We start from the raw sequence: 23,415 nt of genomic DNA on the forward strand, positions 1-23,415 counted from the left end.
CGCTGATGGAGATCATCGGAGGGCAGTACGTCCAGCTGCCGCAACCGCCGCGAGAGGGGGGACTCTCCGTCATCTACAAGGCGTTCGACCCGAGCGACGCGGGGATGGTCGCGGTCAAGCTGGTGGCGCGCACGGACAACCACCTGCGTGAGCTCGGATACCAGCGTGAAGTGGCGAGCCTCCGCAAGCTCAGCCATCCCAACATCATCAGGTTGAAGGCCTCCGGCGTCGACGAGGAGCGAAACTCGCACTTCCTCGTACTCGAATGGGTGGAGGACTCGCTGCAGAGCATCCTCGACACCAAGGGGCCGTATGAGTGGGAGGAACTCGCCGACAAGATCGCGGTACCGCTGGCACGCGCCTTGAGTTACGCGCACCTCAACAGGGTGGAACACCGCGACATCAAGCCGAGCAACGTCCTCGTCACGGAGGCCGGCGAACCGCTGCTGGCCGACTTCGGCATCGCGAAGGTCGTGCAGGGCGAGCCCAGCGACCACACCCTCGTCGCCTCGCACTCCGGCCCGTACACGCCACCGGAACGGGACGGCGCCACCAAATGGGTGCGGGACGTGTACTCGATGGGCGTGCTGCTGATCCGCTCGATGCACAAAGACCGGTTGCGCACTTTCGCGGACATTGCTCCGGCTCTCCAGGCGATCAACGTGCCTCCTGACGTGCGCAAGCTCCTGGCTCGCTGCGTCGAGGTCGACAGCAGCCTGCGCCCCCTCAACGGCGCGGTCTTCGCCGACGAGCTGACCAACGTTCTCCGCGGGCGTGCTGTTCTTCCTGTCGCCAGTCGCAGCACCATGTGGCTCACTCTCACGCAGGCCGTGAGGAAGCAACTCATGGAGCACGCGGACGATCCCGACACCACCCCTGAGGCTGTGGTCAAGAACGATCTCAGCGATGACGTGTACGCCGAGTATCGGTACGACGGTCCCAAGCGCTCAGCCGACCGCTCTACCGTCTCAGTCGCGGGCAAGCAGTGGAAGTTCACGCTGAAACTGGACAGACCGCCCGCCCTCGTGGTCACGAACGCCAGGTTGCTGGAGTACGAGCAGCTCGAACGGTTCCGCAAGCACGCTCTGAACGTCGGGGACTTCGCGTCGTGGGTCTACTCCGAGCCGCGCAGTCGTCTGCAGGCGGCCAATGGGAGAGATGACCTGCTGCGCGCGCTCGACGACCACGACGAGCAGAAGGACCTGCAGCGCCAGGGTGATCTGACAGTCGGGTACGACGGTCTTGACATCCTCAGTGAGTGGAACAAGGTCCTTCAGGCCCGTGAGGATCTCGCCCGAGGCTCGATGATGACCTTCAACTACACCGACCGGGTGGTGCGGGGCAGAGAGGTGGACCTCGTCCTCCGTGAACCCGTCGAGGAAGACCTCATCGGCACGGACTGGGAGATCGTCGGAGAGTCGCGACGACCGCTCGCGTACGGCCAGGTGATCGGTCAAGACGACACCACGCTGACGTTGCGCGGTAAGCGTGCGATCTCGGGGTTGCCCCCTGCCGGCGTGGTCCGGCCGTACCTTGGGCCCGCAACGATTGCCCTGCAACGCCAGCGGGACGCGCTTTCCGCTTTGGGGGATGGCACTGCGGCGCGCCCCGACCTCCGAGCTAAGATCCAGGACCCTGCTCTGGTTGACCCGCCCGTCCCGTGCGAGGTATCGGAGTGGAGCAAGGACCTGGACGAGAGCAAGAAGGAGGCCGTCGAGTCCGCACTCGGGCTTGCGGACGTGCTCCTGGTCGAGGGGCCGCCCGGTACCGGCAAAACCGACCTCATCGCTGAGATCGTGTTGCAGTCGTTGAAAGAGCGGCCGACGGCCCGCATCCTCATCGTCAGCCAGACGCACGTCGCGGTCGACAACGCCCTGGCACGACTGGAGCAATCGGGCGTCTCGGGCATCGTTAGGCTTGGGCACCCGGACGATCCGAGAGTGGACCAGTCAGTTCGTCATCTCCTGCTGGACCAGCGGATGGCGCAGTGGTCGGAGAAGGTCCGCCGCAATGCGATGCGCCACCTGGAGAAGCTCGCCCGTGAGAACGGCATGGACGTCCGTCATCTCCACGCAGCCCTGTCCCTGCGACAGCTGTCGAAGGTGGCAGGCGAACGCGCGGACGTCGAACGCGAGATCGACCGGCGTGCTCAGGGACAGAGCTCCGCCACTGAGCTCGCGACCTCGCTGGAGATCGTCGAGGACGACAGCCACCTCCAGGAGCGCGTGGACGACCTGGATTCCCGCTACGCTCAGCTGTACGCGGAGGCGGTCGAACACCTCGAAGGGGACGTGACGCTGCCAGGCGAACTGACGGCCGACTTGGCTCTCACCGTCGCGGACGCGGTACTCGGCACGTCGTCTGCGGCGCGGAGACTGCTCGACCTGGTCGACCTCCAAGCGCAGTGGCTGCAGCGGACGAAGTCCGACCAGCGCCTCGCCGAAGCCTTCCTCGGTACCGCGAAGGTCATCGCCGGCACCTGCATCGGGTTTGTCGGGCACAGTGCCGTGCGCAATCTTGAGATCGACCTCTGCGTCCTGGACGAGGCGTCGAAAGCCACCGCGACCGAGGCGCTCGTGCCGTTGTCGCGGTCCAAGCGGGCGATCCTGGTCGGCGACATCAACCAGCTGCCTCCTCAGGAGGAGGATCTCTTGCGTTCGAAGGAGATCCTCGAGGAACACGGCATCGACCGCCAGCTGGTCGAGGAAACCCTGTTCAAATGGTTCTCTGACCGCCTCCCCGAACACTCCAAGTTCCAGCTGCGCGACCAGTACCGCATGATCGCACCGATCGGAAACCTGGTCTCCACCTGCTTCTACGAGGGAAGACTCCATTCACCGCGAACCGAAGGCCTGCAGGGCTACGGGTTGCTCGGCAAGCCGGTGCGCTGGATCGACACTGCCGGGCTCGGCTCTGGGCGGCGGGAGACTCCGGGACAGGGCGGGATCAGTTTCGTCAACCGCGGTGAGGTGAAGATCGTCTTTGACCGGCTGCACACGCTGGAGAACGCCATCGCCAAGAGAGTCGTGCGGCTCCCGGAGCCGGATGGCAAGCTTGAAGTACTCCTGATTGCCCCGTATCGCCGTCAGGTGACCGAGTTGAAGCGGAAGCTTTCCGCGTCGACCTTCAAGTGGCTGCAGGTCGACGTGCTGTCCGTCGACGCGGTGCAAGGCAGGCAGTGCGATGTGGCGATCTTTTCCGTGACCCGAAGCAATTCCCAGCTGAAGCTGGGGTTCCTGGGGGCGGACCACTGGAGGCGCATCAACGTCGCGGTCTCGCGCGCTCGGTACGGGCTGACCATCGTCGGTGACGCCGAGTTCTGCCGCTCGACTGACGGGGCGTTGCAGCAAGTCGTGCGATACATGGAAAAACACCCGGAGGACTGCGAGGTGGTGCAGGGTGCATAGCCCGGAGCTGCTGCTCACCAAACGTTTCGGCGGTGACCGGCCCGGTCTCCTGCTGCTGGGCATCGAGAAGGCGGCCGTGCCGGTCACCGTTGTCGCGGCCGAGGTGCTGGCACAGGAGATCAAACAGCTTCCGCTGCTCGACGAGTTCGTTCTCCGCCTGCTCAAGACCGGCGTGGGAGCTGTGCCGGACATCGCCGCCTTCCTGGGGTTGGAACGAGAACTCGTCGAAGTGGCCGTCGCGGACCAGTACCGGGAGGGCGCGGTCGCGTTCGGGGCTGCTCCTGGCGATCTCCTCCTGACCGCACGGGGCGAGCAACTCGCTCGGGAGCACGAGTCGGTCAGGCCGGTCCAGAAGACCTTCAAGGTCGTCTTCGATCGGCTCACGTGGTCCGTCGCGACCTATGAGGAACGAGCGCTGATCAGCAAGTCGTCGGCTGTCGCGGACGGTCGGATACTGCTGCCCGGCCAGCGCACCACCAGGGTCAAGCGGGAGGACATCAGCCCGGCTGCGGTGAACTCGATCCTGAGGCAGCCCGGCCGATCGGCGTCCATCGACGTGCTGGACGTCATCGACGTCACGCCGTCGACCTACAAGTACATGCCGGTCGACGTGCTGGTGTACGGCGATGAGGAGAGTGGTGACGTCGAGACGGCCGTCGTCGTCGACGGTGATCACAGCGAGAAGCACGACTCAGTGCTGGGCAGGCTCGGAGGCGTGGCCAAGCTGGGATTCCGCATCGAACCAGCAGGACCGCATCCCGCTCTGCCCCCAGGCGTGGAAGTTCAGCGCGTGCAGGGGGCACCGCTCGAGGAGAGCTCTCCGCCCGTGTGCGGCATCGGGGTCTGGGAACACCAACTCGTGCTGACGGCCGCATTGCAGTCCGCCACCGAACGACTGCTCATCGCCACGGACCTCGCGGTGTGCTCGGTGGTTGATGCGCATTTCCTCAGCAGACTGGAACAGCGACTGCGTGCTCGCGTTCAGGTCGATCTGGTCGTGGCGCGGTGTGACGAGGTGACCGAGGCCGCGCTTGGCAGGCTGGCTCAGCGGTCGCGATACCGGCTGAACCTGCACCGTCCGGAAGGAGAAGTACGCAATACGTTGGTGTACGACGGAAACTGGGTCGTGTCGGACTTCCCCTGGCTGTCGTACCGCGGTGCTGCGCGCCCGTTCCGCGCCTATGAGGGCACCGTGGTGGCTGTCCAGGAAGAGGCGGATCGCGAGTATGCCGCGTTGTTGCCACCGGTCGAGAGCTGAGCCGCGTCATCCCGATTCGGCGGCTACATCAGCGGGACACGAGGCTGTGAATGTTCGTGCACGGTTCTTGACGCGCCCCACATGATCGGTTCGTAGTCGTGCCTGAGAGCGATGGCCTTGCACGATCGGAACATTCGCGTGTCGCCGAAGATCGGGCTGAGCGCCGAGCCCTGTGGGGTGCTAGAACACCGCACTCATGCGCTGAGCTGCGGTAATCAGGTTCTGTCGTCCTGCAGGCATGATCGTGAGCGTGGCGCTGCGACTGCTGTACCTCGTCCTTGTCCGGCTGGGTGGCTGGCTGGTTTTGCTCGGTCGGTCCTCGGCGGCCAAGGACGTCGAGTTGCTGGTGTTGCGGCATGAGGTCGCGGTGTTGCGTCGTGGCAATCGACGTCCACGATTAGATTGGGCTGATCGCGCGGTGCTGCCCGCGTTGACGCGGCGGTTACCGGTGTGGCTGCGACAGCACCGGTTGGTGTCTCCGGGCACCGTGCTGCGGTGGCATCGGCGGTTGGTCGCGAAGAAGTGGACCTACTCGAACCGGTCTGGTCGCCCGCGGGTCGATGAGACCGTCGTGACGTTGATCGAGCGGATGGCGCGGGAGAACGCAGGCTGGGGTTACCGCTGTATCCAAGGTGAACTGCTCAAGCTCGGCCACCGGACGGCCGCGTCGACTGTTCGTCGTGTGCTGAAGCGTCTACAGATACCGCCCTCGCCGACTCGGGATACCGACACGTCGCGGCGGCGGTTTCTACGTGCTCAGGCGGCGAGCATGCTGACGTGCAACTTCTTCCACGTCGACTGCGCGGTCACGTTGAAGCGGGTGTATGTGTTCTTCGTTATGGAGGTCGACACCCGCTATGTCCATATTCTTGGCACTACCACCAGCCCTGACGGCCGGTGGACTACACAGCAGGCTCGAAACTTCTTCATGGAGCTGGATGCTCGGGCCAGCGAGTTTCGTTTCCTGGTTCGTGACAGGGCCGGCCAGTTCACGACGTCGTTCGATTCCGTTCTCGCGGACGCCGGCATCGACGTTGTGAAGATCCCACCGCGATGTCCGCGGACTAACAGCTATGCGGAACGGTTTGTCGGCACCGTTAGACGCGAGCTCACGGATCGGCTGCTGATCATCAACGAGCGGCACCTGGAGTCAGTGCTGAATCGCTACGTCCTCCACTACAACCACCGGCGACCACACCGAGCGCGACACCACTCTCCACCTCGCCCCGATCACCTGGCCGGAGACCCAGATTGTAGATCCGTACGTCGTCGACGAGTGCTTGGCGGCTTGATCAACGAGTACGAACCTGCGGCCGCCTGACGCGCAGGTCATACCGCCAGGCCTAGTTTTGACACCCAACACGCTGGTAGGCGCGTGCGCATTCTCGGCACAACCGCGCACCCAACGCATGCTTGAGTGACACAGGCCGTCCAAAATCTCCTAATGGACCCCAAGGACGCCGACAGTCTTGCACGAGTCAGGTTTCTCATCCGTGATCGTGACGGCAAGTAGCCCAGTGCAGGCCTCAGGAACGCGCTCGACTCAGGTCATGTTGGCCTACTCTGTACACGTTCACGGCCTTGACATCGACGCCGCCAAGGCAGTGATTGGTCTGCTTCGGAAGCCCACGTCGACAGGGCTGATGTGACGTGCAACGAGGCGATTCTGCTACCACTTTTACTACCGAGGCTCCGAGAGTAGGGAGCGAGGGGCACGGAGAGACCTTCGATCTGCGCAGGTCAGAGGCTTCGGGTGTAAGGACGATGCCCGAGAGCAAGCCTAGTGACCTCTTCGGTAGTGGCGAATAGATCACAGGCTGGATGGGTGACAAGTCGCTGACCTGCGGGTTCGCAGTCTGCAGACCTGAGGTTGGCAGGGCAGTTCCGCCCTACGCAACGCAGACGGCCTGTCGATGGACTCCATCGACAGGCCGTCTGAACTGGTGAAACACACTGTGGGCGATACTGGGATCGAACCAGTGACCTCTTCGGTGTGAACGGATCCTGTCGAGTGTCAGTCCGTCGCGCTGGTCTCAGTTCATCTATCCTGACCTGCTCGAACGTTCGCTTGACGTTTCATTGGGTGCCTATTGTCTCACTGATCCTTGGGTGTCTCAGCTACCGGATTTACTACCGGTCTCACTCTGGCGCCGCTCGCGGTGGTGCGTTCATTGGTCTGTCGAGTACAGAATCTCGTGTCGCAAAAGCCCATTTTGCGTCCAAGACTTGTAGGGCGATTTGTTGCTGGAGGATGTAGTCCGGGCCGACCTATCTCATCTCTGAAGGTTTGGTTCGACTTCCGGGTAGGCCCACGGTGACGACGTGCCTCGCGATCGGATCGCCGGGCACGTCAAACACCGTGTGGCCTACCAGTGCGCTCAGGTGAGGCGGTGCGCCGGTGAGGTCAAATGCCTTGTGGCGAAGCGATATTAGGAACCCGATGCGAATATCGGAGACCTGATAAGTGACTGCCTGTTTCAGGTAGGCCTGCTTGTCGCTGAGCGGCTTCTTTGTCGAGTCTGTTTTCATTTCGATGTAGATGCCGAAGCCACTGAACTTGAGGCGAAGGTCGATTCGGCCGCCGCCGACGTGCTGTACCTCGAACTCTGTGATTGCCCCGAGGTGACTTGACCTTAGGAAGCTCAGGAGATCCTGGTGAATGTGCTTCTCGACGGACTTGGGGTCGAACAAGTACGGGAACAGGTCGGACTGGCCGTTGAGCCGCGAGCTCGCGAACTGGATGATGAGTCGAAGAATATCGTTTACCGCCTCCTTCGGCTCTCCCGCGTAATCGGGACTGGATTCGAGCTGGTTTTGGATGGAGGCGTACACGCCGTCCTCGATCAGATTGAGACTGTGCTTGCCGATGGTGGCATTGCTGATCGCTTCGGCTAGTTCAGCGAGAGCCTCAGGCGGGAGGACGGTGAGTCCGATCGCGGCCGCAGATCCGGGCGGGACAAGCTGCCTGAGTGGCTGCGGCAGCGGCGCAGGCGCCGTGCCGCTATCGGCTTTTCCCGGTTCCGCACCCGCCAACGCTTGTGACCTGGCAGCGCGGAGAACAGCTCGGGCGACTGCCAACTTCTCGGTCACCTCGTGTTCTCGGTCGCCTGTCGCGGAGACGGCTTCCTGCTCCAAGGCGAGAGTGTGGTCCTCGAGGTTGCTCAGAAGGCCGGCGGTTCGAGCAAAGCCCGACTCGATGACTGGCTGTACGAGGCGGAGCAGGCCGTCCATGTCTTCTGCATGAGACACCACGGCTGTGGAGCGTGAACCCAGGTAGATCTGAAGCAGGTTGTCGACAACTACTTCCGCCTTGTAGAAGCTGTCCCGCTTGAACTCTTCGCGGAGGCTTCCCAGATCGTCGGCCAGACGGCTCCAAGCAAGCAGCGCCGCGCGCTTCGGCTCTCCGTACCAGTGGTTCAAGCCCATGGACGTCACGTTGATCCGGCGTACCCGCTCGGCTAGGTCGGCCAGCGCTTGCGGCTCAAGCCGGGGCGTCGATAGAGCCTCCACCCTAGGCCGCGGCACGGAGTCGCCGAGAAGTGCGCAGAGGATGTCGACGACGGCAAGCAGGACGCTGGCATCTTCGCGTTCGTAGGTGTCCTGTGCGAGCCTCAGGTACTTCGCCGAGGATTCCAGCTTGCTTTGCATTGCAGGGAGATTCGCAGCGCGGAGTGCGCTGACCAGTTCGATCCCTGCGAGCACCCACGAAGCATCAGAGGCAACATCCTCGGGATCGGCGTCTGCGCGGACACGGCTGGCCAGTGGAGGTGGGTCGATGCCCGCTAGGCGACGCACGACAGTTATGAGGCCGGTGGCAAACGGCCAGCGGTCAACCGCTACGCCGACCGCTCGGACGACGGCGGTGCCGAGGGGTTTGGGTAGAGGAGCATCGAAGCGCTCGAGAAGTGCGAGCAGCGCAAATGGTGACCCGATCTCGCACAGTGCCAACCGAGCGCGGGCCTCGAGCGCGCCCGCCGCTCGTAGTGCGAAACGATTGTCTGGCTCCGCCGAGCCGAGGAAGTCTTGGACGGTTGCTTCCAGTGCCGCGGCCAAGAGATCTCCGACTTCGTTCAGCGCGGGCCCGCTGGTGATCAGCGTTTCCAAGCTGTCGATGAGGATGGCCGGACTTGTGGTGGAGGTGACTGCGGAGGACACGCCGCGCATGGCTTCGGCGTAGCTGTCGGTCCTGCGGTCGGAGTCGGCAGCTTCTGTGGTGACCAGGTGAACCAACGGCGGAAGAACCGGACTGTCTGCCAGAGCGGCGGCGTCGCGGGCCAAGCGTTCCCAGCCACCGAGTGCCGCAAAGGCGTCCTCAATGGATGGTTGTCCGCTGCCGGCCGTCAGGATGGCCGTCAGCTGTCCTTCCAGATCAGTGGCGGTTCCGCTGCTCATGGCGCTCCTTTCGGCGGCAGCTACTGTGCAGCCTCTCACCACACGTAGGAATTGCCCTCCGCGACAACCCGATTGGCCTCAGGAAGCAGCTCAACGAGTGGTGCGGCGTTCCGGGTGGCCACAAAGATCTGCATCTCGGCTTCGGCCGCAACATCCTGCAGCGCCTTGACCATCGTGGCGAGGTCCTCCTCCGGCATCTCTTCTGCGGACGGCGAGTCGAGTACGAGGAGGCCGGGGTGGCGACCTACCCCGCCCACGTAGCCGTGCTTGATGAGTGCGATGGCGGCTGCGATCTTGACCCGGAGCTTCTCTCCTTCGGTCAGGCCGGAGTAGGTCTGCTTGACTCCGTTCTCCCGGAGCGCCAAGTTGGCTGCTCCGCTGAGGTAGAAGTCGCTGAGGTTCTCGGCACCGAAACTCCGAGTCAGGTGTTCGATGTCTGCGGAGATGAGGCGCAACATCGGGTCTTGGGCGTCCTTCACCCACTTCTTGAGCACTTGCTCGGCTGCTTCTGCGACGGCGAGTTGCACAGGGTCGGTCGGGTCGACCCTTGCAGGGTCGGCCGGCTGGGTGAGTGCCGCCAAAGCGCCTTCAGCCCGCGCCAGTTCGAGTTCGAGAGCACGACGATTCTTGGCAGCCGCAAGCAGTTCGTCTCCAGTGTCGAGCCGGGAGACAGCTTCGTTGCGGTGCCCGGTCAACTTGGCGATCTCGGTTTCCAGCGCTGACACCGCGTCGTCGGCGGCGGCGGACGCGCGCTCCGCCGCGTTGACGTCGTCCAGATGGGCTTCGTGATCGGAGCCTTCTTGCTCAGGGAGACCTACGGCGAAGGCCGCTGCTCCATCGTGAGGCACCGAGGCGGCAACAATGACATCAGATCTCAGTGCTTCAAGGTTCAGTTCGCTGGAGCACACCGAACACTCGTGCTTGTCCGGTTCTGCTGCTTGTCGCTCTGGGGTGACCTGGGCAGCACAGCGCGGACAGACAGACGGACGCATGTGGTGGAAGAACCTGGTCGCGAGCGCGTCCTCGTACTTGGCGTGAACCTGGGCCTTGACGGCCTTCAGCTGCTGACGTGCAGTCTCAGCCAGCGAAGTCTGTGCGATCCATGCCGCCTCGAGCCGATGCAACTTCCGCGAAATGTCCGAGGCACGGATCGCGTCGTCCAGCATGGCCTGAACGTCTGGTGCGTCGCCAGGCAGTTTTTCGATCTTGGTCTGGATATCTCGTACGGAATTCTCCGCCGCCCGCCGACTGACCTCGACCGCTTCGCCCGCCGCTTGGGCTTTTTGCTGCGCGGCAGCCTGCACTGCAGCCATCCCTCGCCTTGCCGTCATCGCAGCGGCCTGTACGGGCGCCCAGTCCGTACCGATGAACATCTGCATCATCCGAACGCCGATCGTCTGCTCGTTACCGACGATCGGATCGAGCTGGTTCGCACGGACGACGAAGGAGCTCGAGTACGCAGGCCACGCATGCACTCGCGCCGCGGTGTCGGTCCAGACCGGAATGTTCTCCAATCGCAAACGAGCCATCATCAGCGTGCCCATGACGCCCTCGAAGTCGTTGCCGTCAAACCGCCCGAGGACGGTGGTCCTAGTGGTGGAGTCAACCGTCTTCACGCTCACCACCTGACCCGTGGCTGTCCCGTTCACCGCGTCGAACTCCACGCGGAGGTGCTCGGCTCCCATCTTCCAGTCGACTTCGACGTGCTCGATCCAGCTGCGCACGTCGTTCTGGAACTTCGGACAACGACCGGTCAAGGACCACATGAGGACGTTGAGGAGAGTCGACTTGCCGCGGAGGTTCCGTCCTGAGCCGATCCCGTTGACTCCTGGTCGCGGTGACCACTCGAACTGGAACGGCACCCGTGCTTTTGGGCCGGCGACTTCGTTGGAATCCGGTGTCGCAAGAGCTTCCGCTGCATCGTCAGCAGGAAAGCGTTGGTCCACACCTGGCCTTACCCACTCAGGAAGATCAGCCACCTCGACCAGTGGCTGTCCTTGCGCCTCAGGGTGATTCGGGTTGAGCCACTTTGTGCCGCGGAAGCGTATCCGGATCGCACGCAGAGGTACTGGAACAGCTTTCGTTCCGAGGAGCGGAATGCCGAGCCTGCTCAGGATCTCGTCGACTTCGTCGACGCTGAGAACAACCGGGCCGCCTGCTCGTCGCTTGGCCAGGACACCGGCAATCTCCTTGCCCAGGACGCTCACGCCTCGACCTCCTTGCCGACCTTCTCGACAACTGCGGTGCTCATTGCGTCCAGCCGCTCGCGCACTCGCGGAGCGATAGGTGCGATGTCTACTCCGAGCTCGGTACCCGCGTAGGTGGCCTGCAGGTACTGGCGGTCTTTCAACGCCTGACCACCATCGTCTCCTGCGACCAACGCCACCAGCTTGACCTGCTGGGCGTACCACCCCAAGGTCGGATCCTTCGCAAGGTCGGCAACGGCGGCGGCTCCGGCCGTTGTCAGATAGAACTGGTTTCGCTTGCTCTTCTTCCCTGGTTGGCCGAGGCGACGCAGTGTGGCTAGGCCATACGTCTCCAGCAGCGAGAACGCGTCATCCAGCTGCTCGTATGCGCCGAAGAACCACCGCGGCATCGGGTACCAGCGGAGGTCGGGTTCCGGATCGTCCAAGAGCGAGCGCGCCGTGATCAAATGGCTCGGATCAGCCGTGCCCACCTGCACCATCGTCAACAGCTCATCGGCGAGGTAGTCCGGGTTCCGCAGCCAGAAGTCCATCGCCTGGAGCCGCAACTCGCTACGAACGGACTTCACAGTTCCCGCTGGGTCACCATCTATGGTCTGGACACCGCATCCATCCAGCAGAGCCAGCAGCCGAATCGCGTGCTGGGTCCGCGTAGCCGCCGGTCGGCTATTGCTGCTGGGCCCCGGAGCGGTACGTATCTCGTTCAACGTCGCAACCCCCAAAGCGCAATCACTCGAAAGGGTGAAATTTCGAGTGACGTCATACACGTCACCAGGTCGCTCGCAAGCGGCCTGGCTCACCACCTGCGCGACGGATAGCCAGGTCGTCAAACACATCGGACCAATGCGGCCACTCGTTACGGCTAGTTGACGGTCTACGGTCGTGACCGTTGCGTGACGGCGGAACTCGTCGTGTTGTCGGTTTGAGTCCTGGCGGGTTCGCCCCGGTCTGCAACAGCCGGGACGAACCTGGCGCTCAGGGAGGAGTCGCTGGAGCTCATCGCCGAGGCCTCAGCCGCGGTGTTTGCGCCGCATGGGGGACACTCCGCGGTCTGTCTGGACCGATCGTGTGGTGCTGAAGCGTCATTTTGGTAGACGACATCGCAGCTGGATTCTTGTTCGCAAACCACGTGCAGTCGGTGTCGCGTCGCACCTCCACGTGCGAACCGACCCTGCGTATTGTATCGAGGTGATCGGGAACGCCCGCGCGGGTAAAGGCAGCGTCGCTGGCGCAAGTGGCGACGCCGGCGTCGAATATCGGAGAGCCGTCGCCGCATACGCCGTCGCCCATGGGTTGGCAGGTTCGCCGCTGCTCGGAGTCTGCGTGCCAGTGGCGCACGCTCACGTGCGTGCCGTGAGCCTTGAAACCGAGGACGCAGTTGATGATCTTCGCGTTGAGTTCACTTCGGGGTGGATCGCTCAGATCCAAGCAAAGCGCACACTGCGCAAAGGCTCAGTGCTCACAAAGGTGGTGCAGCAGTGGGTACAGGCGGGTCAGCGAGATCTAGATCCAGACAGAGACAGATTGGTTGTGGTCGCCGGCTCCGTTTCGGGGTCGTTGAGACATCTGCGGAGCGCCCTCGATCGTGGGCGATTGACGGACCCAGGGCCTCCCACCGACGACGAGGCGGCAATTCTCGAACATGTCGCAGAGTTGCTCGCCGATCTGAGTGAACCTCAGCGTCAGCGTGTGCTCAGGTGCGCTGTGGTTTGGGAACTGCCTGTTGAGGAGATCGACCAGTACGGCGCTCAGCATGCGATGCAGCTGCTGAAGAGTGTGATCAAGAGCGGTGCTCCTGTGGACGCGAGGCGCGCTTGGGAGTCATTGCTCAAGGTTTGCGGAGTTACTGCTCGCCTACGGGGCGGGCGTGACTTGGCCGGTTGGCACAAGGCGCTGGTAGGCGAAGGGGTCGTCTTCGGCTCCGATGGCGCATCGCCGGCGGCAGAACTCGAGGTCAACCACCAGGCTCTCGATCGGTACCGCGCGCGCCTCGTCTACCAGGGTGAGCACATCGATCTCCGAAGTCTTGGAGCACAAATTCCGCCGCTGTCCCTCATCGAGGCCGACTGCAACGTCAAGGTCAACACCGGCAGCCGTAGCGACCGAGAAAGCCACGAGCTGCTCTGGGCGTTCTTGTCCCGAGGACGGACGGTGCTCACTGGCCTTCCTGGCGGCGGAAAGTCCACCGCAATCAAACGGTTGGCAGCGGATCTGTGCTCGCTTCCTGGTGCTCCGCTGCCTGTGCTGGCGTCCCTGCGTGACATCAACGCACTTCCTGGCACGAGAACCTTTCGCGACCGGATGATCGACATCGCGATCCGCCACGAGAGAAGCGAAGACCGCATCGTTCTGGCCGGCGAAATTGAGCGGCGGCTGCACCATGGTGGTGGCATCGCTCTCCTGCTGGATGCCCTGGACGAGACCTACGACGATCGTGCTGGGGTCGTGGGTGAGATCGAAGCGATGCTCGCTGACATCTCGCCGGACGTGGACGTCCTGCTGGCCACGCGCGATGTGGCTTACGGACACGCCGAAACGCTGGGGTGGCTGACGTTGCGAGTGCTACCGCCTCGCGACACGAACCGCACGGTGCGGGCAGTGTTGAGTGGATCGAGCGGTGCCACCGATGAAGAGTGGGTTGTCGAACGCGTCGGCTGGGTCAACAAGGCCTTGGCCAAGGGGCGCGGTCTGCACGAGACACCGCTGGTTCCGGTTTTGCTGGCAATACTCGCGGCTGAGCGATCTATCCCGGCTCTGCCCGCGCGCCGGGCGGGGATCTTGGCAGCCGTTGTGGAGAGCGTCGTGGCACGGCGCGAGCTGAAACGATCTGACGAAAAGTCACTCGGACCGCTCAGCGGCAGTTCGATGGAGACAGCTGCGATGCACGCTTTCGCGGCTGAGGCAAAAGCGATTCTGGACAACAGTGGCAAGATCTCCCTCCGTGCCGCTGTCGATCGGATCGCGACCGAGCTCGCGAATCAGTGGGGACTGCCGCCAGGGCATGCGAGGACGGCTGCTCTTGAGGCAGTACATTTTCTTGACGAGAGTGGGATCTTCGTCCTTTCTGGAACAGATCAGACCGTGGTTCCTCGGCTCGCATTGCTCGCAGAGATCGGCGACGCTTTGTGGATCAGTGCACATGAAGCACAGATCGAGGAGTGGGTAGAGCGACGGCTGACGGGGGAACAACTTGAGCCACTTGTGCTGGGAGCCGGGTTGAACACCTCGGTCGCAGCCGCTCTCGACCACCTGTTGGTGAGCCATCTCGGCGACCGAGTCGTCGCCGAGGCCGCGGTGCGAGCTGTCGAGGACGGCGCGGTGTTCGCCGAAGCAACGACCAAATCGTTGTGCGAAGCGTTGATCCGCCATGTCGCCATCGGAACAGCTGAAGGTTGGGCTTGCTGGTCGATGTTGATCAGATTGGGATTGCCGCCTGATCTGCGTCTTGACGCCGAAGAAGCCGCAGCCAAGCACGGCACTGTCCATGCCATGGTCGCCAAGGTAGGACTCGATCTGCTGTTCGCGTCTGACGAGACGCTCACTCGGTCCGCAGGCGAGTTGCTTGCGGTGCTCGACGTCCCCCGACTACCTGCCCGGAATGCCGAACAGCCTGGAACGGCAGTCGCCCTCTACAACTTGACCACAGCTGACCAGTTTCTAGTGGACACTCAGATTGCTGTTGCGACTGCTCTCGTCGGGAAGGCGCCTGCCGCAGCGCCCAAGGCTGCTAGATGTGCCAGGAACGGATCCCAGCGCCTTCAAGACCGGCTCGTTGAGATCCTGCGTGACCGAGGATTCGATGAGTTGGTCGACGAGATCGAAGACGAGCAGCGCCGCAGTCTGCAGGATTCACGATTGCCGAATCTGTTTTCGGACTTTGATGTTGCGCGCGAGACGCAGCTGCTCACCCTGCTGGCCAGGCGTCGACAGGCCGTGCTGTCTTACTCGCAATCCGTACGCCTCAAGGAGTTGTCGACTCTTCTGAATCTGTTTGACCTCAACGCTTTTCCGGCGATGGGGCTCCTGGGCGAACCGGACGAGTTTCTCGATGGTCTTGTCGACTTGACCGTCCTGTTGTACGGCATGAGCATCGAAGTGCTTGCAGCACAAGCGCAATTGGTTCGTGACCGGATGGACTGCCGTGGAGACACAGACGCGTACTACGCACTGTTCGACGGGCAAACCGAGCCTCGTGAACCAGACTGGACCTCTGTGCCGGATAAGGAAGCTGCAGTGGAGATCCTGCTGGCGATGTTCCGACACGGGCCGGGGCAGGCTTGGTTCGCAGCTCGATCTCTAGCAGGAGCACCTGTAGCCGACATTGCGACGCCACAGCTCCGCAGGCTGTTGCCAAGTCTTGCTGCACGACCGAAGAACCAGCAATGGGCCGCCTCGGCGTTGTCCACGCTCGTGGACGGGCCTGAGCCCCGGATCTGGCTTGGTGATCAGGATCCGGTCCTTCGCGCCGTTGCGGCGAGAATGACGAAGTGTGGACCAAACGACGAGGGCCTCCTGGCACTGCTCAATGACCCTGACGGTCATGTGCGGAAAGCTGCAATTCGGCGAGTGAACTCGCTTACTCCGATCAACATCGTTGAAATCCTCGCTGTTGCGGCGGGCCAGGCGCAACCAGGATGGACGTGCATGAATTGCAGGTTGGTCAACGCCCCACCGGAGACGGCATGTGCAAGATGTCGAGTCGTTGGTCCCGATCCAGCCGAGATCGCCCGTGAGCTCCTTGCCCAACGAACGCTTGAGCAGGTCTCACCCGTCGACAGCGAGCACCTGAGACCGTAGCGGGTGTCTGCTGCACGGATTGGTGACACTTTTGACCTGCCCTACTGGATGGGTTCCAGAGTTGGTGGCTAACTGGCGGTCTGTTCGAGAGGCTGTGCACTGTGCGTACCCCGCCGAGTTCCGAGCGCGTGCCGTCGCGCTTGTCCGGGCCGGTAGAGAGCAGAAGCAGACTGCTGTCGACGGCACTCGGCCCTCGGCTACCTCACCCCAATCGAGTACGAATTGCGCTCTGAGCACGACACCATCACCGCTGCCAGTTAGTCACAACGACTGGAACCCTTCCGGTAGGGCACGTCATCTGTGCGCCATTCATCATGGTATGGCAAGGAACAATGCACACGGCAAGGAACACGACGCGTAGGAGTCAACGTGATCGAAAGCCAATCGCAGTCGGTCTACCTGTCGCCGCAAGAACCACGGTGGGCACCTCGAGCCGAGGCCGACCTCGACGCTGCTGTCCTGCAAGGGCTGCTGGAGGAGTCGCACTACCTCGACCTCAAGCGGGAGATATCGGCGGGCAAGGGTGCGAACAAGGAGTTGGCCCGTGACCTCGCCTCGTTCGCCGTGGACGGTGGGACGTACATCATCGGGATCGGTGAGGACAAACAGAAACAGACCTTCGAGCTCAGCCCGCAGCCGCTCGCCGGCCTGGCCGAACGGATCGAGCAGATCGCTCGCAGTGTTCCTGATCCGCCGCTACCAGTTCTCTGCCGCTCTATCCCGTCGAGCAGAGATCCTTCCCTCGGCTACTTGATCGTCCACGTGCCGCCCAGCGGGACTGCTCCGCACATGGTCGAGCACCGGTACCTGGGGCGCGGGGACAAGACCAAGCAGTACCTGTCCGATCCTGAGGTGCGGCGCTTGCACGAACAGCGCCGGGTGACCGAGGGACACGGGATCGCGAAACTCCAGCACCAGTTCGAACGAGATCCAGTGCCTGCCGATGTCCGGAAACAGGCGCATCTCTTCCTGCTGGCCGAGCCCACCGCTGGAAGGCCAGGCATGCTCCTGGACCTCGTTCACGGCGACGAGTCACGGAGGCGACTGCTCGAGTTGGTCCGCCTGGCCGACGCGCCAGAGGTGTCGAAAGCCTTGCAGGCAGCGAACGTTGGGGGCTTCAGTCCTTCCCTCAGTTATGCCAGTGATTTCGCGTTGCGCTCTACCGGAGTCGCGTTGAGTTCCAGGCTCAACAGTGACCGCTCTCCCACAGCGACCGGTGGGCCGTCTGACGAGAAGATCGTCGAGCTCGAGGTCGACGAAGACGGCGGCCTGCGCGTCTTCATGGGACGACTCAGCGACAGCCGATCCGAGCCGTTCGCCGATGCCCCGGCAGTCCAACAGGTTCTCCTTCCGTCCGCGGTGATCACTTACGCGCGCCAGTTCGTCGCCGTCACCGCCGCGGCGGCGGAACACGCCGGCTATCTGGGTACCTGGGTGTTCGCTGCTGGTGCGACCGGCATACAGAGAATTCCGGTCTATGACCATGTCATCACCGGCAACCCTTCGCCCCTCTACGACGCAGCCGACTACCGGCAGGCGACCACCGCGTCCTACGCCGAGCTGCTGAGTCGACCAGCCGCGGTTACTGAGCGGCTCGTCGGCCGACTCCTCCGCTCGCTCGGCATGCATCGCAAGTACGCCCGCGCTCTGGTCGATCCTGAAATGTCAGTTCCTGAAACAATCTGAGTGCGAGTCCCGCGCGCTGGAGCGGTTCAGCGGACCGTCCAGGCTGGTGCCGTTAAGGTGTCCGTCTCGAAGGACGCGCTGAAGGTCGACGACGCCGACGTGATTCGAGGTGGCGTGCTCCGCTAGCGCCGCCGTCTACCTCAGCGACTCGGTCCTGCTGCCCGCCTGACGTCTACGGAGGTGGCAGTGTCGGTTCTGAAGGTGCTGCGGCTGGCGATGGAGGAGATGGGGATGCAGCCGTGCGCGACTTCGTGCATCGACGGCGAACCGAACTGCTAATCGCCCACGTCCTGAGCCACCTCGATGGGCTTGACCTCGTGTCGGTGATCGACCACATCGAGGACTGCGTGAAATGCCAGGACACCGTCGCACGCGCTGCCCGACGTGAACGCCGACAACGTCACCGCGTTCGCACACCTGGAGGACCGGGCCTGCGGGTGGATCGACGTCCAGCTTGGACATCGGACGCATATCGCGTTCCTGCTCACCGCTGCGGCTGCTGAGCGCAGGGCGCCCCGCCGAGGACTCGATCGTCCCGTGTCCCCGGCCGTCGAGATCAAGCTCGGCGGCCAGGGGTTCGCCTCAGATAGATCGACCAGGTCGCTGTCACCGGACCGGTGACAGCGAGATCTGTGACGCCACCGGCGCGATCAACCTGTCCTGAACAGGCGAGCGCACTGTGGAGGGCGCTCTCAACTCGGTCCACCCGCCGATGCCAGGACCGCTCGATGTGATCCCCATGTCGTTCGGGTCAACCAGTCAGCGTGTGGCAGCCCATAGCTGCTGTCTCTGCAGCTCGACATTGCCACCAACGACGTTGTGTGATCAATGCCGTGACCTGCATCAACTCCGAGGAGACCGCTATTAGTTGGGTGATTGCGGGAGATTACTGGCAGATATGGTAGCGTCGTAGGTATGCCGGACAAGCTCGAAGACCTCGAAGCGCGAATCGAGAGCCTGCGTGTAGAGGTTCGGCGAGCGGTCCTCGCGGCAGACGCGCTGGGTGCTCGCCGCTTGCGGGCCGAGTTGCGTGAAGCCGAGGACGACTGGGACGAGGCGCTCGCTGCTGCGGCTCCGTCGGTGCCGCAGCCCGTGGTGTCGCCAGGTGCTGGCGGCGCATTGGTTCCCATCAGGGAGCAGGTGCATCAGGCTTTGACCGTGCTGACCGTTCCATCGGCGCCGCGATTGATCGTCGCGGTGCACTCGGCGTTGTTCGGGGGCGTGCTGACCAGTACGCAACTGACCAGTCTGCGTCGGGACGAGGAACGGTCCTACCGGTCTTCGCCGCACGCACGGCCGTACTACCTGAGTGCCGCGCTCACCGCTGACCGTCTGGTGTCGGCCCGAGGCCTTGTCGCGGTGTCGACGTGGCCTTTGGTTCGCCGTGTTGTCGGCCCACTGAGTGCACGGGTCGACTTCCTGACTTCCGCGATCCGGCTGTCCGAGCACGTCAGCAGGCTGTCCACCCCCAGCTTGCCGACCTTGAGGCTCCTATGGCAGTTCGCCGCGAATATTCCTGGCGCCGCCGCGTCGTTCGACGCACTTCGCCCGGACGTGGTCGCCACAGCGGCCGCTGCCGAACTGGACGTTCACTGGCAGGCCGACCTCGCGCACCGCGAGGCAGCGGCTGAACGGGCCCGCACGCAGCTCGACGAGACCCGTCAGCTCTTCGGCTCGACTCTGAAGGTCGTGCGTCGTAACGCCAACGACGTGTGACCCGATCTTTCCTGCATCAAGCGCACTTCCCCGCGAGAGAAACAACTTTGGACATCGACATCCGCTTGGACCGGATCCGGGGCCCGGTCGAGCCGACACCGCACAACGCGCGGACGATCGCCGCGCTCACCAACAATCCTGGATGCACCCGGCGGCGAGTTATCGACGCCGCGTTCATCGACAAAGCGGCATTGGCCGCACAGGTTGGCTACCCGTTCCCGTACGGGATGTCTCCCTTCGCCATTACCAGGGGCAACGCTTTCGAGGCGCTGGTCACTGCTAACGGTTGCGCCGAACTGCTGCGCCTGCTTCGTGAGGTGATCGAACTGCCCTTGCCCGAGGTCGCTTACGACGACCTGGGCAGCGTGGCAGGGCGGGAGACCCTGCAAGCCAGGCACATTCGATCGAAGCAGCTCCTCGCGGAGGCGGCCCGGTCCGGCGAGGACGCCGGCACTCTGTTCGACCACCCGCTGCTCAAGCTCGACGTCTCCGGCCGCGCTGTGTACCTGGAGCCGGACCTGATCGCTTTCCGCATCGGGCAAAGTTTCCGCGTCGTGGAGATCAAGTCGTTTCCGATTCTCGATCGCCAGGCCGACCCCGCCAAGGTCAAGGCGGCGGCCGTCCAATCCGCCGTGTACGTGCTGGCGCTGCGGCAGTTCCTCGTCAGCCTGGGCTTCGCGCCGGGCCTTGTGTCGCACAAGGTGGTGCTGGTCTGCCCGGAAAACTTCTCCAACCGCCCTACCGCCGCCGAGCTGGACGTGCGCAAGGAGGTGGCCGTCCTGAGCAGGCAGCTGCATCGTCTGTCTACTTTGGATGCTGTGCTCGGCGGCTTGCCAGAAGGCTTTGTCCTTGACACCACGCGTTCACCCGCTGAACTGCTGAACACCCTCTCGTTGCTGGAAGCGAGGTACGTGCCGGAATGTCTCTCCGCTTGCGAGATGGCCTACCTCTGCCGCTCCGAGGCCGCGGGCAGGACCGCCGCACTGGGACGCAGTGTGCAGGAGCAGCTCGGTGGCATCGAGACCATCTCGTCGGTCCTCGCGCTCGCCGCCGGCACGCAGGCTCCGGACGAGCACGAGGTGGAGTCCGCAGCACGGCTGCGTGCTGCCGAGCAGCTGCGCCGGGAGTGCCTGGGAGGTGTCGCATGAGTGTTCTCACCGCGCTGGCACGTGCTTACGCGGCTGCGGCGGGGCGGGCGCAGCCAATCGCCACCGTCCGGCACGTGCACGTCGCGAAGCGTCCGTTCGTGCTCGTGCCCCTTGCGCTGGCAGGGGAACCGAACGCGCCGCTGGCGGCCATGATCGGCGACGACCCGGCGGCGCCGCGTTTTCTTTTCGTGTCCCAGCCGTACGACCGCCGCCAGAGGTTCGAGTTCACCGCCGCGCTGGGCATGGCCTTGAACACGTACATCGGTGGGTTCTCCTCGGTGACCACACCGGACAGGCAGGTGCCCGGCGGCGACGGGCCACAACTCTGGGTACCGAGTACTGCAGGGGTGACCTTCCTCCGGTTGTTCGGGCGCTCACTGCGATTCCAGTCGACCGAGGGTCCTTACGCGGTGCCGTTGACGGTGCCGCGGCTCGGGATGTGGCTGACATTTCTCGCTGAGCAGGCGGAGCACCCCGGTTCGTCGACGCTCGTCGCCGCCACGGATGTCCTCGCGCGTCACTGGGCCACGGGCCAGAGCGCGCTCGAGGACGCACACCTGGCGGCGTTGCTGGCATGGATCGAACCTCCTGACGGCATGACCGGCGCCGAAGCCGCTCGCGCCGCCGAGAACCCGGTCGACCACCCACCGGCGGGCCCGGCCACCGATCCGGTGTTCGACCGGGTGGAGCTGGCACCGGCCATCGATGCGTGCCGTACTGCCGGACCGCACGCCGTGCGCCAAGCCAAGGCGAAGCTGGAGAAGCTGCTGCGTGATCAGGTAGCGCCCACCTGGGACCTGATGTGGCGATCGATCGACCGGATGCGGACGCTGCCGCCAGGCGCGAGTGTGGCGTCACGGTGGCAGCGTGATCTGACCCGTTGTGCGCAGTACTGCGCCGATCTCGCGGCGGACAGCAGGTTTCCCCAGGCCAAGCGAGACGGCGCGGTGCGCGCGGCGAAGCGGCTCGACGAACTGGAACGCCTTCAGGATGCCTTCGACGCCGACCGCGCGCTGGACGATCCGCTCGTCATGGCCGAGCACCGGCTGGAAGGTGAGGCGTTCGAGGGCACCGTGATCACGTCCGAGCCGCACCGGCGTACCGGCCAGGCGAAACGGCCGTTGATCACGGTCAGCACCACCGACCGGATCCGGCTTTCGCTAGGCGAAGCCACGCTGTCCTGCCAGCGCTTTCCGAAGCAGGAAGCACAGATCGTGTCGATCACCGACTCGGCCGGCGGCAGGGAGGTCGTGCTCGAGCTCGCGGGTGGAATGGGGCAGAAAGCCCTTCCCGCAGAAGGATCGCTACCGGTTGTAGGAGAGCACGTCTGCTACAGCAAGCTGCGGCAGAAGTTTCGGCCGCGCGGTGACTTCCCGGACAGGAACCAGACGCCGTGGACACACGGAGGCCCACCTCCCGACCCCACCAAGCCTGCCATCCAGGCCACGCCGGAGGAGGAGCAGTCGTGACGAGTCGTTCCCCGGCTGACGAAGCGGATGCGGTCGTTCGTGCGGTGCTCGACGACTTCACCTCACGACGGCACCTCGGTGTCGTAGTCGATTCCCCTCCAGGCGCGGGCAAGTCGACCCTTGTGGTGCGGTCGGCGATCGACCTCGCCGCAGCCGGTGAATGCGTCATGGTGGTCGCGCAGACCAACGCACAGGCGGACGACCTGGTCGCCCGCATGACCCTGCGGGCACCTGACGTGATCATCGGCCGGCTGTGCGGCAAGGACCACCTGGCGATCGCGAGGGCTCTGCACCTGAGTCGCTCGAACGTCCTCGTCCGGGACAAGCTGACCGACCTCGGCGACGCACCGATCGTCGTCGCCCCCGCAGCCAAGTGGGACTTCGTACCCGATGTCCGGATGCCGTGGGCGATCATCGACGAGGCCTACCAGATGCGCTCCGACATGCTTCTACGCCTCGCCCCGCGGTTCGAACGCGCCTTGTTCGTAGGCGACCCTGGGCAGCTCGACCCGTTCACGGTCATCGACAACGACCGGTGGACTGGCCTGCGGTGGGACCCGATGCAAAGCGCGGTGGCCGCCATGCTCCGCAGCAACTCGCACCTGCCGCAGCACCAACTGCCCTACTCATGGCGATTGTCCACGCGCGCCGCACCGCCGGTATCGGACGCCTTCTACCCGTTCACCCCCTTCGAACCGGGCACCACCGCGGACCAGCGCCGTCTGGAGTTCAGCACCCGCGGACTGGGCGGCGGTGCGGTCGACGAGACGCTCGACGTGGCCGCGCGCAGCGGCTGGGCGCTGCACGAGCTGCCCGCGCGGCACACGGTGCGCACCGATGCCGAGGCCGTCGACGCCACGGCCCGGCTCGCGCTGCGGGTGCTCGAACGGGGAGCGACCGCGTGGTCGGAGACCGAACCCGGCGGAGCAACGGTCACTGCCGAGCGGATCGCCGTCGGAGCCGCGCATCGTGACCAGGTGGACGCCGTTCGCGAACGTCTGCGCCACATGGCCGGCGGCGACCGAATCACCGTGGACACGGCCAATCGTTTGCAGGGCAGCGAATACGACTTCGTCGTCGTTCTGCACCCGTTGTCCGGCCGCCGCGACGCGACGAGTTTTCACCTCGAAGCCGGCCGACTCTGCGTCCTCACGTCCCGTCATCGGCAGGCATGCGTCGTGGTCGCGAGAGCCGGTATCCAGGCACTGCTCGACAGCCATCCGTCCAGCGAACCGATGCACATCGACGTTCCGGCGAAGTTCCCCGACGGATGGGAAGCCAACCACGCCATGCTCGCGCACCTCGAGCCCTTCCGCGTGCGCGCCGCCTGATCGCACC

The 23,415-nt window shown here is 64.1% G+C and carries 13 protein-coding genes; 10 read left to right on the top strand and 3 right to left on the bottom strand.

Annotated elements, in window-relative coordinates:
- Positions 1–5 precede the first annotated feature (5 nt).
- The 3 genes from DFR72_RS24635 (at position 6) to DFR72_RS47100 (ending at position 5,986) form a co-directional block, all read left to right on the top strand.
- The gene (locus DFR72_RS24635; RefSeq protein ID WP_090066843.1) at positions 6–3,407 is read left to right on the top strand and encodes an AAA domain-containing protein; all 3,402 of its coding nucleotides are present in this window, start codon (positions 6–8) and stop codon (positions 3,405–3,407) included.
- The gene (locus DFR72_RS24640) at positions 3,400–4,665 is read left to right on the top strand and encodes a phospholipase D-like domain-containing protein (protein ID WP_090066844.1); all 1,266 of its coding nucleotides are present in this window, start codon (positions 3,400–3,402) and stop codon (positions 4,663–4,665) included. The genes DFR72_RS24635 and DFR72_RS24640 overlap by 8 nt, the downstream gene beginning before the upstream one ends.
- A 250-nt stretch (positions 4,666–4,915) precedes the next feature.
- Positions 4,916–5,986 carry an integrase core domain-containing protein gene (locus DFR72_RS47100; RefSeq protein ID WP_090067083.1) on the top strand — a complete coding sequence of 357 codons (1,071 nt, stop codon included), beginning with the start codon at positions 4,916–4,918 and terminating at the stop codon, positions 5,984–5,986.
- Between the two features lie 947 nt (positions 5,987–6,933).
- Here DFR72_RS47100 and DFR72_RS24650 read toward each other — a convergent pair.
- Genes DFR72_RS24650 through DFR72_RS24660 form a run of 3 tightly spaced genes read right to left on the bottom strand, consistent with a single transcriptional unit; the run spans position 6,934 to position 11,794 of the window.
- Positions 6,934–9,057 carry an ATP-binding protein gene (locus DFR72_RS24650; RefSeq protein ID WP_090066845.1) on the bottom strand — a complete coding sequence of 708 codons (2,124 nt, stop codon included), beginning with the start codon at positions 9,055–9,057 and terminating at the stop codon, positions 6,934–6,936.
- 35 nt (positions 9,058–9,092) lie between these two features.
- Positions 9,093–11,264, bottom strand: coding sequence for an ATP-binding protein (locus DFR72_RS24655; protein ID WP_170176382.1), 2,172 nt, complete (start codon positions 11,262–11,264; stop codon positions 9,093–9,095).
- Positions 11,261–11,794: a hypothetical protein gene (locus tag DFR72_RS24660; protein WP_211335519.1), complete on the bottom strand. Its 534-nt coding sequence runs from the start codon at positions 11,792–11,794 to the stop codon at positions 11,261–11,263. The genes DFR72_RS24655 and DFR72_RS24660 overlap by 4 nt, the downstream gene beginning before the upstream one ends.
- A gap of 655 nt (positions 11,795–12,449) precedes the next feature.
- Here DFR72_RS24660 and DFR72_RS24675 point away from each other — a divergent pair.
- From DFR72_RS24675 to DFR72_RS24705, 7 genes are all read left to right on the top strand, one after another.
- Positions 12,450–16,058, top strand: a complete 3,609-nt coding sequence (locus tag DFR72_RS24675; protein WP_143086754.1) for an NACHT domain-containing protein — start codon at positions 12,450–12,452, stop codon at positions 16,056–16,058.
- 369 nt (positions 16,059–16,427) lie between these two features.
- Positions 16,428–17,744 carry an AlbA family DNA-binding domain-containing protein gene (locus DFR72_RS24680; protein ID WP_090066849.1) on the top strand — a complete coding sequence of 439 codons (1,317 nt, stop codon included), beginning with the start codon at positions 16,428–16,430 and terminating at the stop codon, positions 17,742–17,744.
- Positions 17,745–18,128: 384 nt separating this feature from the next.
- The gene (locus DFR72_RS24685) at positions 18,129–18,365 is read left to right on the top strand and encodes a hypothetical protein (protein ID WP_114773754.1); all 237 of its coding nucleotides are present in this window, start codon (positions 18,129–18,131) and stop codon (positions 18,363–18,365) included.
- 294 nt (positions 18,366–18,659) lie between these two features.
- Entirely contained in the window at positions 18,660–19,460 is an 801-nt protein-coding gene (locus DFR72_RS24690) for a hypothetical protein (RefSeq protein ID WP_090066850.1), read from the top strand.
- Between the two features lie 47 nt (positions 19,461–19,507).
- Positions 19,508–20,608: a hypothetical protein gene (locus DFR72_RS24695; protein WP_211335520.1), complete on the top strand. Its 1,101-nt coding sequence runs from the start codon at positions 19,508–19,510 to the stop codon at positions 20,606–20,608.
- On the top strand, positions 20,605–22,077 hold the full coding sequence (locus DFR72_RS24700; protein ID WP_090066851.1) for a hypothetical protein: 1,473 nt from the start codon (positions 20,605–20,607) through the stop codon (positions 22,075–22,077). Before DFR72_RS24695 ends, DFR72_RS24700 begins: the two co-directional genes overlap by 4 nt.
- On the top strand, positions 22,074–23,408 hold the full coding sequence (locus DFR72_RS24705; protein ID WP_090066852.1) for an AAA domain-containing protein: 1,335 nt from the start codon (positions 22,074–22,076) through the stop codon (positions 23,406–23,408). Before DFR72_RS24700 ends, DFR72_RS24705 begins: the two co-directional genes overlap by 4 nt.
- The last annotated feature ends 7 nt before the right edge of the window (positions 23,409–23,415 follow it).

This window comes from Lentzea flaviverrucosa (assembly GCF_003350445.1).
Classification (GTDB): Bacteria; Actinomycetota; Actinomycetes; order Mycobacteriales; family Pseudonocardiaceae; genus Lentzea; species Lentzea californiensis.

What these genes read in the sequence shown, in the direction of transcription:
- DFR72_RS24635 (WP_090066843.1), top strand. Translation starts at nt 6, where the DNA reads ATGGAGATCATCGGAGGGCAGTACGTCCAGCTGCCGCAACCGCCGCGA.
- DFR72_RS24660 (WP_211335519.1), bottom strand. Translation starts at nt 11,794, where the DNA reads ATGGACTTCTGGCTGCGGAACCCGGACTACCTCGCCGATGAGCTGTTG.
- DFR72_RS24690 (WP_090066850.1), top strand. Translation starts at nt 18,660, where the DNA reads ATGCCGGACAAGCTCGAAGACCTCGAAGCGCGAATCGAGAGCCTGCGT.
- DFR72_RS24650 (WP_090066845.1), bottom strand. Translation starts at nt 9,057, where the DNA reads ATGAGCAGCGGAACCGCCACTGATCTGGAAGGACAGCTGACGGCCATC.
- DFR72_RS24700 (WP_090066851.1), top strand. Translation starts at nt 20,605, where the DNA reads ATGAGTGTTCTCACCGCGCTGGCACGTGCTTACGCGGCTGCGGCGGGG.